Genomic DNA, 13288 nt, shown 5'->3' on the forward strand with positions numbered 1-13288 from the left:
CAATCCTGTTCCTGTCAATTACGCGGAGCAATCGAATCTGGAAGTGGAACATCAGGAGGTAGGAGATGAATGAGCAAAAGCTCATAACAGGCGGGATATCAAAATCAGGATCAGGCCTTCGTTGTAGATGTTTATTCTCTTACGCAGGTAGTCCAGGGAGGAACTCATCTGGTTCCTGACAGTATGGATAGAAATATTTAAACGCTCGGCAATTTCTTCGTACGATAGATCTTCTTCCCGCTTTAACTGGAATATTTTACGACGTTGCTCCGGCATCTCTCTTAACATAGACTGGTAGGCGGTTTCCAGTTCATTGCTGTTAATCAGCATTTCAGGAGTTACATGGGTATGGTGTAACTGTTCTATTGTATTATCTACAGGTTCTGTAACAATATTCGATTTTCTGAGATGATTGAGCACGGCATTTTTGACAGATTGAAAAAGATAAGGCTGTAAATGCTGATCTGCCCGGAGGACAATATCCTGCTTCTTCTGCCAGAGCCTCAACATTACATCCATCGCCAGCTGTGTAGAAACTTCCTGATTTTTAAGTAGTGAATAACTGAACCCGTACAGGCGATTGAAGTAACGATCGAACAGCACGTTGAAATACCGCTCGCCTTCTCTGCAACAACCTTCTAATAGTTCAGAGTCCGTTAATGCAAGGAGCGATTTTTCGCTGGTAGCTATTGAAATTGCGATTTTCATATTCGGTTTCGGGAATGCTGATATGTACAAATTAAATATACGCCATTTCTAATAATAATTTGTAGGACATATGTGCATATTTTGGTTTTTTGTATTACATTATTTATAGTTTGTATATCTGCACTACAACACAATATCATGCACCGGCACCACCGCCGGTGGAAGTTCCGTTTCTCCCAGCATCTCCCTCAGATCAAACTCAATATTCCGGCTCATCTGCGTAATCGGTATATCATTCGGCCCGCCTTCAAAAGGATTCTCCGTGCTCTCGCCCACCTGCTCCAGCGAGGTGAATACCCAGCTCACGATCACGCTGAAGGGAATGCTCAGCCATACGCAATGCGGGCCCAGGTGCGAAAATTCATTCAGCATGCCCAGCGGCAGGATCACTACCAGCAGGCGGATAAAAAACAGGTTGATGCTGGCAAACTGCCGGGGATAAGGATAGTTTTTGATCCGCTCGCTGCGGCCTTGTTCGGTGTACAGGTCTTTCAGCGTGTTTTCCAGTTCTATGTAACAAAGCGTGTCTATATGCCCCTGCTCATGCAGCTCGCGCAGCTGGGCGGATTGCAGGGCAATGATCTGCGCGGCGGGATTTTTAGTTTTGGAAACACGCTCCCATTCTTCAGCGCTGATATACGGCGCGATGTCGTCGGAGAGTTTGTTTTCCCATTCAGGGATCTTGTAGTATTTCCTGTATTCGATATTGTAGGATTTTACTTTTACATTCTCCCAGCGCCGCGTTTCCCGCAGCTGGAAACGTAAGGCCGTGAGCCATGCAATGTGGCGGTAAATGAGCGTGTGATGATATTGAGCCGCTTCTTCACGGTTCGCGGAGCGGATAAAATCTTTGACCATTATGCCCCAGGTGCGGCTGGTGTTCACAATGCCGCCCCAGATGATGCGGGCTTCCCACATTCGGTTGTACGTCTGCGTGTTTTTGAACCCTACGATAAACGCCGCACCCGTGCCTATCAGCGCCACCGGCACCCAAGGTACGCCCAGCCACTTCCAGCCTACAATTTCATACAGTATCACGGGAATGGTGGATATGATCACCAGGTAATAGATATTGGTTCTCGTCCAGAGAACGAACTCTTTAAAGCTGTAATTGCTGCCTGCATTCATGCCAATAATTTAAGAAAATTATTTATCATTCTTCTTTTTCATGAACACGGGCGCGAAGTCGAAGGTGAGCATTCCGCGCAGGTCGCGGTCAGGAAGGCCTTCTACTTTCTGGTCTATTTTGTAGTATTCAAGACCGAATTTTACGATATCAAAAAACGTGAGGCGGGTGAGCACGCCGTACATGTCCGGGGAATTGGCATTGAAAGGGTCCTGTTTGCCGTAATTGAACGTGGCGTCCACACCGGTGCTGAGCGGCAATGGGAAGTCCGGTGCTTTGAAGCGGTGGGCAAGCGTAAGGTTCGCCCTGAAGTCGACCGCACCGGGTTGGTCGCCCGCGGGAAGAAGTCCCCCGGCCCCGGCGCCCAGCTGGAATTTCCAGCTGTCTTTGTCCAGGATATTAAATGCGGCGGCGGCGTTGATGCGGCCGCGGTAAGGCTCTGGTACGTCCGGCCGGTAATCCAGTTCGCCCGTGAGCTGCATAAGGCTGAGCGGGCCGAAGTTTTTCATCATAAAACCTGCCCTGCCATATCCTTCCAGCAGGGACTTGTTATCGTCGAGGCGGGCGCCGCCTTCCAGCAGGCCATAGAGTCCTGCCGCACCGGTGTATACGCCGCCCATGAATTTATGTTTTTCATCCGGGGCGGGTTTGCCTTCCACGGGTTCTTTGTTGGTATAACTGAAATAAGGGAAGAACTCCATGCCCTTGTATCCGGGTTTGTCCTTTTCTTTCTCAGGGTATTTGCCAAGAGCGGATGCGAGGTTAAACCCAAGACCCAGGCTCCACTTCTTTTCTTCGGCTTCTTCGTCTGTGCCCGAATATTTTAGTTCAAACTTCTCCGGCGCATCCAGGAATGGCGATTTCCAGCGTTTGTCCGGGATGTTGTTCAGCATAAAGGGCCGTTTGAACCCGGAAGGCGGTTCGGTGAATTTGCTGGTGGCCGGGCCGATGAGTGAGCTGAAATCAAGCTCGCTGCCCATCAGCGCGTTCAGCCCTACCATACCGCCTTGTAGCAATGCACCGGTGATGAGGAAAGTGGGGAGGTTGTCCTTCGCATAAGCGGGCAGGTCGTCCGACAAATATTTTTTCATGTCCTTGTGCAGCACGAGGGAGGCGAGGCTGATGTAAGTGCCGGATGTGCCGGATAATTGCTCCGCCATTTCCAGGCCTTTGGAAAAATCGATCTTGCTGCCGTATTTAGACATTTCTTTCATCTGCAAAGCATAAAACACATTCCATAATGCCATGATCTCGGAAGAGAGCAGTTCCTGCCCGAATGTCGGGTCAAACACGATGCTGGTGCCGAACTGTTTGGAACGGTAATAGGAATCCTGCCAGCGTTTCGGGAACTTTAAAACAATATCATCGAAGATGCTGTAGAACACATGCGGCTTTTCAGGCGCGGGTTCTTTTTTCGGTTCCTGTTTGGCGGGCTCGGTACCGGGTGTGGGTTTAGCGGGATCGGGCGCGGCGGCTTTTTTGTCTTCATCCTGTTTTTGCACAGTATCAGGCGCTGCTTTGCCTGGCTTGAAAAAAGGATCAGGTATGCTGGTGGGGCCGAAAAATGGCCTTGATTTGGGGGTACTGCCCACCGGGTCAGGTGTATGAACGGGTTTGCCCATGGGGATGGATTGATATTTTCAGGGGTTAATTAACTCCCTGAATTTCCGAAAAAATATGCAAACTGCCCGGAGAATGTCAGATATTGTAAACTGTATTAATATCTGGTTATACCTATGTTTAGCAACAAAGCAGCCTTTATTGTCATGGCAACCGGCATGAGTCTTATCTTTTTGGGACTCTTTGGCTATTTCGGGATGGAAACGTTTGTCCGTTATTTCGGCAGCAAAACAGATGCGCTGGTGACAATGCCAGCCTTTAACTGCGATGACAGCGGCCGTTACGGCGGTCCCAAAATCATCGTGGATGTGAACGGCGAAGCGTATGAATTGTATATTTCTGGCAGTGAATGCAACAGCGGAAAATATGACCGGGGAAAGATCGTGAAGGTGCTGATACACCCCTTGAGAAACGATGTAGTGATGGAAAGCAGCCATCCTGAGATCTATTTCGGCATAATGGTTCTCCTGCTTGGATTCAGCATATATGCCGCTTTCTTGCATAAAGAAAGCCCCAAGGTTACCGCCCCATCCACTCCCGCAACACCTTCTGCAAAACCGGAATGATCAAAAATACCATCATCGGCACCACCATGCCCGTGATCAGCAGCGTGCGCAACGGCAGCGGTTCGATCCGGGCAAAATGTTCACCCAGCAGCGCGAATAACAGCGTAATGGTGGGATAAATGGCGATCCATACCAGGACTGCCATTTTCCACTTTTTAGGAGCTTTCTGCATGATCAGGAATTTAAGGAGGTGAACAGATCATAAGAAGCGGCCACTACCTGCATGGTTTCCACGTGCTGCGGTTTCTCCAGCCCGCTGGCATCACGCTGGCGCTGAAATTCCAGGAAGGCCGGCATTGCCAGGAACTCCCGCTGCGCGGCGGCATTGTCGTATTGGGCAATATGCGTGAAGGTTTTGCCGTCTTCCCCAAGATAGGATACATAACGTATCGCCGGGTTGTTCAGCTGGCGGAGGGCCTGCATAAAGGTGTTTACATTGGCGATGTTCCTTTGCGCGAATTCGGCGCTTACGGTGTAAGTTACTTTTACGGTGATCATTGTGTTTTTTTTGAGTTGTTCCCCAATAAGACACAAAACAATTCCCGCGCGTGACAGCTTTTCAAAAAATTATTGCGCCGCCACAGTGGAAGGCGCCATCCCGAAGGTTTTTTTGAAGGCGTAAGAAAAATGTGAAAGGTCTTTGAACCCCACTTCCAGGTATACATCGGAGCTTTTGCGGCCTTTTTCCTTCAGCAGGTAAAATGCGTCGTTCAAACGTTTTTGCTGTAACCAGCGGTTGGGCGAGGTATGGTAGATCTTTTCGAAATCACGTTTGAAAGTGGCCAGGCTTCTGCCGGTGAGATAGGCGAAACGGGTCATGTCCACATTAAAACGGTAATGTTCATTCATGTACGCCTCCAGGTCAATTTTCCCGGGCTCGCTGAAGTCGAACAGCAGGTTGCGCAGGGAAGGATTGGTTTCCAGCAGTATCATTATTGCTTCCCGTACCTTGAGGTTGGTGAGCGCGGGATTGATATCCTGACCCGCTTCCATGTAAGGTTTCAGGGAGTTGATGTAGTTGCTGAACAGGTTGCTGGGCTGAAGGGTGACGATATTGTCCCCGGTATAAGGCTGGCTGGCATGGATATTCAGTTCGTCGCTGATGCTCTGAAGCGTGTTTTTATCCATCAATACGGATACGGAGCGGTATTCTCCCCCGGCGGGCGGGTGTTTGATGAACCTTGCCAGCTGGTTTTTCCTGAAAAAGCGGTACTGGCCTTCCCCGAAATGATAACTTTTCCCGCCGGTGAACATATCCATGCTGCCGGACAGCGTGTAGCTGAAAATATGCTCCGGTACAAAGTTTTCCCCTTCACGGCTCATGTGGGAGTAACAGGAATACAAAATATGCGACCTCAGTTGATCTTCCATACATGCTCGGTTAAAACATCAAAACAGCATTGTTGTACAAATCTATGCAACAATGCTGTCCTGGTGAAATTGATTAAAGTCCTTTGGCTTTGCTGACTAACTGGCTGGCTGCTGACTCGAAGAAATTCTCGGCGTCATCCGCGTCTGTAGTAACGCTGATGGGTTTCCAGTGTGCCAGTTCCGCGTCGCGGGAAGCGTTGGCCTGTTCCAGGAGGGCTACGGCCTCGCTACCCAGCACCAGGTGTACCGGCGGGTTGGGATGTACGGCCAGGTCCGTGATCACTTTGGCGGCTTTGTCCGGGTCGCCCATGGGTTTGAATTTACCGGACGAGAGAATGTCTTCGATCATGCTGACGTTGTCATACCCTTCCACCTTCGGTGCATAACTCATGGAGTTGCCCGCCCAGTCCGTACGGAAGCCGCCCGGCTCCACGCTGGTAACATGAATGCCAAGGTGTGCGACTTCTTTGGCGAGGGCCTCAGAAAACCCGCCCAGCCCGAATTTCGCGGCCTGGTAGATGCTCAGCCCCGCATTGCCCGTGCGCCCGCCGATGGAACTGATCTGGAGAATGCGGCCTGATCCCTGTTTGCGCAGGTAAGGCAATACAGCGCGGGTCACTTCTATAGGACCGTAAAGGTTCGTTTCCAGCTGGCTGCGCACCTGCTCGTCTGTAAACCCTTCCGTAGCCCCGGTGATGCCGAAGCCGGCGTTATTCACCACTACATCCAGGCGCCCGAAATGTGCCACGGTATCGGCCACGGCCTGGTGTACCTGTTTGTAATCGGTCACGTCCAGCCGGACGGGGAGGAGCTGGCCTGGGTATTGTGCCTCCAGGTTCGCCAGTTGCTGAGGGTTCCGGGCGGTTGCGGCCACGTGGTGACCCGCTTCCAACGCTGCTATGGTAATGCTGCGGCCTAATCCGCGTGAACTGCCTGTGATAAACCAAACTTGTTTCATTGTGTGATTATTTACTGCAAAGTACGGTCGTATTCAGGCAGGTCATTTTGTTAGAAAGCTCAATCTTTTTTGTTGAAAAGCTCAATTTAGGGAGGGGCCATGGTGGCGGATCCATGTTTTACAGGCGAAACAAATCAGCCATCTGCTATGTGATCAGGACGTTTTGAATTATATTCAACCTACGCTACAACTTAAATCTAACAAACACCCTATGTCATTGAATTCATCCCGCTTATGGAGCACGATACCACCCCTGCTCAGGGATACGACGCGCTGGCGGCAGCTCATCATCCAGTCTGAAGGAAATGTGCTGGTAAAACTGATGAACGATTCACTGGAAAATCTTACTTTCAAGGTGGATACTGCTTTGCAAACCACCACGTTGCCCCGCGCGGGAGACACTACACATCGATCCAGATTACAGTATACCGCAGATTCCGCGTACCTGACCCTCACCGTCGTTATGAACAACGATACCGTGCTGTACCGGCTCAGGAAATTTGATCACCGCACATTCGGGCTGGTGAGCCGCGGTTTCAGATGGGTAAGTGAATATCCATATAACAGATAATCCAGAACAAAGGCCAATGTACAAACCACTCACTACAGTGCTGCTGCTGGCAACCGTTTTTTTTTCCTGTGCACCCAAACAGGAAAAAACACATTCCGCCGATCCGAAAATTGATAAACTGAAACTGCCGGATGATTTTACGGCCGAACATCTTTACAGCCCCGGAGACAACGGTCAGGGCTCATGGGTGGCCATGACCTTCGATCCCAAAGGCCGGCTCATCGTGTCAGACCAGTTCGGTTACCTCTACCGCGTGCAGCTGCCTGCTATCGGTGATTCCTCGAAACTCCGCACCGAGCCGCTGTACATCGGCGGGGATACTTCCTCCCGTGTGACCATGGGCTACGCACAGGGCCTCTTATGGGCCTTCAACAGCCTGTATGTAATGGTGAACCACAACAGCGACGAGCACTTTGAAAAAAGCAGCGGCCTGTACCGCCTGCAGGATACGGACGGCGATGACCAGTTTGACAAGGTTACGCTGCTGAAAGAACTGAAAGGAGAGGGGGAACACGGCCCTCACAGCATTGTGCTGTCCCCTGACGGCCATTCGCTGTACGTGATCGCGGGGAACTTCACCCGCATCCCTGAGATGAACCGCTATCGCAGCGCGCCCACGGACAGCATAGACAACCTGCTGCCCATTATCAAAGACCCCGGCGGGCACGACAAGATCGTAAACGCCCACGGCGGCTGGATCGCAAAGGTAGATTCCACCGGCACGGACTGGGAACTGATCAGTTCAGGTTACCGCAACGCTTTCGATATGGCGTTCAACGAAGCGGGCGAACTGTTCACTTACGATTCGGACATGGAATGGGATTTTGGCATGCCCTGGTACCGGCCTACACGCATCTGCCACGTGACCAGCGGCAGCGAGTTCGGCTGGCGGCCCGGCACCGCAAAATGGGACCCCGCTTATCCCGATAACCTTCCCGGTATACTCAACATCGGGCAGGGCTCGCCCACCAATGTAGTGTCCGGCAAAAACGCGCGTTTCCCTGAAAAATACCGTAAAGCCATTTTCGCGTTCGACTGGAGCTTTGGCATCATCTACGCCGTGCACCTAGAGCCGGATGGGGGCACTTACAAAGCAAAGGCGGAAGAATTCCTTTCCGGCTCCGCGCTTCCGCTGACGGACGGCGTGATAGGCCCGGACGGCGCAATGTATTTCCTTACCGGCGGCCGCAGGCTGGAATCAGATCTTTACCGCATTTATTACAAAAACAATACGCCGAACAAAACAGACCTTGACGCGCCCGTGCTCACCGATGCGCAGAAAACAAGAAGAGCGTTGGAAGCTTATCATGGGAAAATAAATACGACCGCGCTGGACGCCGCCTGGCCGCACCTGCGCGGCGAAGACCGGTATGTACGTTTTGCCGCAAGGATCTGCGTGGAAGGCCAGCCTATTGAAACCTGGCAGCAGCGCGCCCTCGCGGAAACCGATCCCGTTACGGTGATCACGCTGGGCATTGCGCTCGCCCGCAAAGGAACCGCCGATGCAAAGGACAGGCTGCTGCACCGCCTCACCGGGCTCAATTTCAGCAAGCTGAACGATGCGCAGCAAATAGATGCATTACGCGCCATAGAGCTGGCCATCACCCGGCTGGGCATGCCGGACAGTGCGCAGAAGGTTATGCTGAACGCCTATCTCAGCCCGCTGTACCCCGCAAAAACCAATGCGCTGAACCGCGAATTGAGCAAACTGCTCGTATACCTTGATGCACCGGAAGCAGTCTCCAAAACCATGACGCTGCTGGCTTCCGCCAAAGACGACCCGGAGGAAAGAAAAACCGCCACCGCTTCGGAAGACCTGATCATGCGCAACCCGCGATACGGGCTTGACATTGCGGCCATGCTCGCTAAAATACCGCCCATGCAGCAAACCTGGTACGCCACCGTGCTCAGTACAGCGGCCAGCGGCTGGACGGAACAAGACCGCGAAAAATATTTCAAATGGTTTTACAACGCTTTCAGTTATAAAGGCGGTCGCAGTTTTGTGGGCTTCATCGACTATGCGCGCAAAAGCGCACTGGCATTGGTGCCGAAGGATGAATTCTCGAAATTCAATAGCCTCTCCGGCGATTCGCTGGTGAGCAAGGGCAGGGTGAACCTCACGCAATACCAGCAGCCGAAAGGCCCCGGACGCAGATGGAAACTGGAAGAAGCGGTGAGGGTGATAGACAGTGGCCTGAGCCATCGCGATTTTGAACGCGGCAAAGCGATATTCAATGTTGTGTTGTGCAGTTCCTGCCACAGCATGGCCGGCGAAGGTGGTACTTCAGGCCCGGACCTCACGCAGCTGGGCACGCGTTTCTCCACCAAAGACATGCTGGAATCCATTATAGACCCGAACAAAACCGTGAGTGATCAATACGGCGCCATGGTGTTCACGTTAAAGGACGGCACTTCCGTACTGGGCCGCCTCGTGAATGAAGACGATGACAATTATTACATCTCACAGAACCCTTTTGCGCCGCAGACCCTGCGTGAACTGGAAAAAGATAAGGTACTCAGCACAAAGGCTTCCAAGGTGTCCGTAATGCTGCCGGGGCTGATCAACAGCCTGAGCCCTGAAGAACTGAAAGACCTGGTAGCGTATTTAAAAGGCGGGGGCAATCCGAAGGATACAATATTTGCCCCAATGCTGGTGTTTTGAGGATATTTACCCTGCTAAATTCAGACACATGGAAAACGAATCAAAAAATCTGCAACCCGTTTTTATGCAAGCTGAACCAGTACTGGCCGTTACCGATGTGACGGCCAGTGTTGCTTACTGGCACGAGGTACTGGGATTTCCCGCGCAATGGAAATGGGGCAACCCGCCGGTGCACGGCGGTGTGTCGTGGCAGGGCGTGGGTGTGCAGTTTGCACTGGAACCTCAGCTGGCGGCGGCTTCCAAAGGGAACTCCGTCTGGATGCGGGTAAAACACCTGGACGTATTATATGCGATGCATCGGAAAAATAAAGCGGAGATCGTGTACCCGATGGAGAACCAGCCCTGGGGCATGGCGCAGTATACGGTGAAGGACATCAACGGGTATTATATTCATTTTGCATCGGCCATCATGGAAAGGGAAAAGAGCGGCGTTACGCTTCCCGCGTCCATGCGCATCGTGGCCAGGAAGCCGGAAATAGCCGAATACAGGAGCCTCCAGCATTCCGTGGGATGGAATTCTTCGCTGGATGATCTTAAAGTGCAGCAGGCGCTGGCTGCCGCTTTGTATGCGGTAGTGGCGGAAGATACGGAAAGCGGCGAGGCCATTGGATGCGCACTGCTGTTAGGCGATGGCCAGACTTTTTATTACGTAAAAGATGTGATAGTGCGCAAAGACTGGCAAAACAAACAGGTAGGCACCGCCATCATGCGGGCGCTGACGGACTGGCTGGATCACAACGCGGCGAAAAATGCCATGGTGGGATTGTACACGGGCGAAGGGCTGGAACGGTTTTATAAACAGTTCGGGTTCGGGCCGGCGTACGGCATGATCCGCCACACACCTTCTCCGGAGCGTGAGTTGTAAGGCAGTGGGTATTACGTAAAAAGCTAATACTGTTATGTATAATTTGCACAAACGATTGCGCATTTTTTGGATTGATTCCTGGCTTATATTTGATTTGTCAACCAGCAATATCCTTGACTAGTACAACTGATTAGCACGACTGAAAGCAGAATATAAACTGTCGAAAAAAACTATTCATCATAAGCGTTATTAACCCGGTGGAGGTCAATACCACTGCGGAACCTGTTATTTGCTACTCTTTAAAATTATAAGCGATTTTGTGATAAGCGTCACTTGCCACAGCCGTTATTTGCTACTCTTTATTTGTTCTTTTTTTAACACAACTACTACTATCCTGGTTCATACACCAGCCAGCTTTATTTATTAATGCTGAACACGAGTTCGGGAAGTATCTCTTCCGTGTAAAAATCGTCTGATTGTTCGTGCATGGCGCGGATAATCAGTTCCATGGCCTTTTCGCCCTGCCTGAACGGGAACTGTTCCAAAGAAGCGGCGGGAGGGAAGGCGATATAACTCGTCACGGGAAGATTTGCGTAACTCGCGAAAATGATATCTTCATTTACTCTCACGCCCTGCTGCAGCGCGTACCGCGCGGCATCCATATGCACATAATCGTTGAAGCTGATAATGGCCGTGGGTGGCTTTTTTAGCCTCAGCAGCCTCGCTACCGCTTCGGTCGTTTGTTCGCTGGAAAGGTCCGTGGTTTCCACCAGCTGCATATCCACCTTGATCTGTTTTTTTGAAAGCGCTTCTATGTACCCGCCCAGTCTTTCTTTGCAGGCAGGCATACTGTCCGGCCCGTTGATAAGCGCTATACGCCTGTGTTTGGTGCTCAGCAGCCAGTTCACCATCTGCACCGTGCCGCGGTGCATGTTACAGAATACTTTATGCGCATCCTTGAACGGCGGCACCCTGTCGAAATACACGACCGGTATGCCATATTTATGCAATGACAATAAATGATCGTAATTGAGGGTGTATTTGCTGAGGGAGATGATAAGCCCGTCCACGCGCTGTTTTTTCATGGCGGCCACGATCTTTTTTTCCTGTTCGGGATCATCCAGGCTCTGCCCGAAAAGAATGGTGTAATCCTGTGCGATGGCGGCCATTTCGATGGCACTGATGGCGGAGGAAAAAAAATCTTCTCTTATAAATGGGAGAATGACGCCGATGATGGAGGTGCGTTTCTGTTTAAATGAAATGGCCTGTGAATTGGGCTCGTAACCCATTTCACGGGCAAGTGCCTGTACCTGCATCCGCATTTTGAGGCCAATGCGGGGATGATTGCCTAATGCACGGGATACGGTAGAGGGCGACACTTTGAGTTTTTCAGCTATATCCTTGATAGTGACAACACTACTTTTCATATCGGACTAAAAGATAATGAAAATACCGCCAACAGCAATATTATTTTGACAGAATACAGCCCTGACGGGCCTTCAGATAGTATAAAAAACTACTATTTCCAGTAGTACCCGGTGATGGAATATCCCTTACATTAGGATAAGGACATTCATCCCCTGCCCATCTTTATGAAAACACTGCTTTACCTCACCAGCGTCCTGCTGCTTGGCGGATGCATCAAAGACCCGCAACCGCCTTTCCCGCCCAAAGAACCGGACTTCCTGATGAAACGGGCCGTCCAGCTGGATATTTTCGACGTGGAAGACGAAGGCCACATCACTACTTATACGAAGTACATCGATGAGTGGGCCTACAACAGCCAGCGCAAACCGGTGAGCCGGAGAAGGTATTCGAACAACTTCACGTCGAACGACACGAACGACATTCAGCTGGACCGGCGGGATACGCTTTATTACGACAACCAGCACCGCGTGACCCGTTCCGAGACCTTCGACGTGCATTACAATAAGATCATCAGCAGGGAAGAGTTCTTTTACCGCGGCAACGAAACGCGCATATACTGGCACAATTCCTATTACACCCCGAATCCTATGCATGTGGATACCTTCCAGCTGACGGAAAACGAATATGTGTACGGCGATACGTTGTGCCTGCGAATTCACAAAGGCTGGTTCACCGGGAAGACGGACACCGTTCATTACGTGTACCGAAACGGGAATGCCGCTTACTGGTTCAGCCCGGGAGAGGTGAACGACCCGGTAGGGTATGCCGTATATGACGACAAGAAAAATATTGAGCTTACCTGGAATCTGCCGCAGGGCCACCTCGTCTTCCTTCTTCCTGTAACAGGAGAGCCTTTTCCGCTGCCGGACCGCAATAACTGGATCTATAAAGGTCAGGACCAGCAATCGGCCGGATACCGCGGTGATATCACCTACGATGAAAACGGGCTGATCATCAAAACGTACACAAAGGACTATACGGAAACCACGATCCGGTTCGAATACATTCCCGCCAGGCCTTAGGCCAGCAGTTCTTTTGCTTTCGCGGAGATCAGATCGGAGATCATACCCTTAAAAAAAGAAAGGGCGAAGGGCAGCTCACCCTGGATATCCACGCTTTCGGGATTTACCTGTATGCCGCCGGATATGTCGAATCCTTTGATATTGAAGCTGAATGTGGCATTATCCCCTTCCCAGTTTTCGTTGATATCGGAAATTTTATCCGCCTGCTGTTCCTTCAGGTTGGTCAGCAGTTTTTTGATCCGCTCCTGTGCTTCTTCTTTAGACAGTTGATGGGGGATATTCATCGTTAGTGTGGACATCTTTGCTTAAAATTTCGCCAAAGGTAAGAAATACGGGCCAGCGTTGCCCGTAAAAGAGGAAACCCACCCGGCGGGCAGGTTTCCTTGTATTTGAAAGTATGGGCGCACTTTTGGACTGAGGAGGGAAGAAATGCATATTATTTTAACCAAAA

14 protein-coding genes are annotated in these 13288 nt (G+C 51.0%); 5 read left to right on the forward strand and 9 right to left on the reverse strand.

The genetic code is table 11. The annotated features are described in order from the left end of the window. Nucleotides 1-81: 81 nt before the first annotated feature. The 3 genes from EG028_RS08820 to EG028_RS08830 all read right to left on the reverse strand — a co-directional run bounded on the left by EG028_RS08820 (nt 82) and on the right by EG028_RS08830 (nt 3456). Entirely contained in the window at nt 82-708 is a 627-nt protein-coding gene (locus EG028_RS08820) for an RNA polymerase sigma factor (protein WP_120516266.1), read from the reverse strand. Between the two features lie 123 nt (nt 709-831). Beyond that, nucleotides 832-1836 carry a bestrophin family protein gene (locus EG028_RS08825; RefSeq protein WP_120516265.1) on the reverse strand — a complete coding sequence of 335 codons (1005 nt, stop codon included), beginning with the start codon at nt 1834-1836 and terminating at the stop codon, nt 832-834. Nucleotides 1837-1854: 18 nt separating this feature from the next. Next, nucleotides 1855-3456 (reverse strand): hypothetical protein, encoded by a 1602-nt coding sequence (locus EG028_RS08830; RefSeq protein ID WP_120516264.1) that lies wholly within the window; start codon nt 3454-3456, stop codon nt 1855-1857. Nucleotides 3457-3570: 114 nt separating this feature from the next. On the opposite strand from EG028_RS08830, the gene EG028_RS08835 reads away from it, so the two are divergent. Next, on the forward strand, nt 3571-4020 hold the full coding sequence (locus EG028_RS08835) for a hypothetical protein (protein WP_120516263.1): 450 nt from the start codon (nt 3571-3573) through the stop codon (nt 4018-4020). On the opposite strand, the gene EG028_RS08840 is transcribed toward EG028_RS08835, so the two are convergent. From EG028_RS08840 to EG028_RS08855, 4 genes are all read right to left on the reverse strand, one after another. Then, the gene (locus EG028_RS08840; RefSeq protein WP_123864606.1) at nt 3974-4192 is read right to left on the reverse strand and encodes a hypothetical protein; all 219 of its coding nucleotides are present in this window, start codon (nt 4190-4192) and stop codon (nt 3974-3976) included. The two genes, EG028_RS08835 and EG028_RS08840, sit on opposite strands and share 47 nt — an antisense overlap. Before the next feature lie 2 nt (nt 4193-4194). Beyond that, a complete protein-coding gene (locus EG028_RS08845) occupies nt 4195-4518 on the reverse strand; it encodes an antibiotic biosynthesis monooxygenase (protein WP_120516262.1) in 324 nt (107 codons plus the stop codon). Nucleotides 4519-4587: 69 nt separating this feature from the next. Then, nucleotides 4588-5391, reverse strand: a complete 804-nt coding sequence (locus tag EG028_RS08850; RefSeq protein ID WP_120516261.1) for a helix-turn-helix domain-containing protein — start codon at nt 5389-5391, stop codon at nt 4588-4590. Between the two features lie 73 nt (nt 5392-5464). Then, nucleotides 5465-6349 carry an oxidoreductase gene (locus EG028_RS08855; protein ID WP_120516260.1) on the reverse strand — a complete coding sequence of 295 codons (885 nt, stop codon included), beginning with the start codon at nt 6347-6349 and terminating at the stop codon, nt 5465-5467. A gap of 211 nt (nt 6350-6560) precedes the next feature. Here EG028_RS08855 and EG028_RS08860 point away from each other — a divergent pair, with 211 nt between their 5' ends. The 3 genes from EG028_RS08860 (at nt 6561) to EG028_RS08870 (ending at nt 10447) form a co-directional block, all read left to right on the forward strand. Continuing rightward, on the forward strand, nt 6561-6920 hold the full coding sequence (locus tag EG028_RS08860; RefSeq protein ID WP_123864607.1) for a hypothetical protein: 360 nt from the start codon (nt 6561-6563) through the stop codon (nt 6918-6920). 16 nt (nt 6921-6936) lie between these two features. Continuing rightward, nucleotides 6937-9582, forward strand: coding sequence for a c-type cytochrome (locus EG028_RS08865; RefSeq protein WP_120516258.1), 2646 nt, complete (start codon nt 6937-6939; stop codon nt 9580-9582). A gap of 64 nt (nt 9583-9646) precedes the next feature. Beyond that, nucleotides 9647-10447, forward strand: a complete 801-nt coding sequence (locus EG028_RS08870) for a GNAT family N-acetyltransferase (RefSeq protein WP_206614422.1) — start codon at nt 9647-9649, stop codon at nt 10445-10447. Nucleotides 10448-10803: 356 nt separating this feature from the next. On the opposite strand, the gene EG028_RS08875 is transcribed toward EG028_RS08870, so the two are convergent. Then, entirely contained in the window at nt 10804-11814 is a 1011-nt protein-coding gene (locus EG028_RS08875; protein WP_120516256.1) for a LacI family DNA-binding transcriptional regulator, read from the reverse strand. 165 nt (nt 11815-11979) lie between these two features. Between EG028_RS08875 and EG028_RS08880 the strand changes: the two genes are divergently transcribed. Further along, on the forward strand, nt 11980-12837 hold the full coding sequence (locus EG028_RS08880) for a hypothetical protein (protein WP_120516255.1): 858 nt from the start codon (nt 11980-11982) through the stop codon (nt 12835-12837). Here EG028_RS08880 and EG028_RS08885 read toward each other — a convergent pair. Next, nucleotides 12834-13136, reverse strand: a complete 303-nt coding sequence (locus tag EG028_RS08885; protein WP_120516254.1) for a polyhydroxyalkanoic acid system family protein — start codon at nt 13134-13136, stop codon at nt 12834-12836. The genes EG028_RS08880 and EG028_RS08885 overlap by 4 nt on opposite strands. Between the last annotated feature and the right edge of the window lie 152 nt (nt 13137-13288).

The sequence above is a fragment of the Chitinophaga barathri genome (genome assembly GCF_003807585.1).
In the GTDB taxonomy this organism is placed as follows: domain Bacteria; phylum Bacteroidota; class Bacteroidia; order Chitinophagales; family Chitinophagaceae; genus Chitinophaga; species Chitinophaga barathri.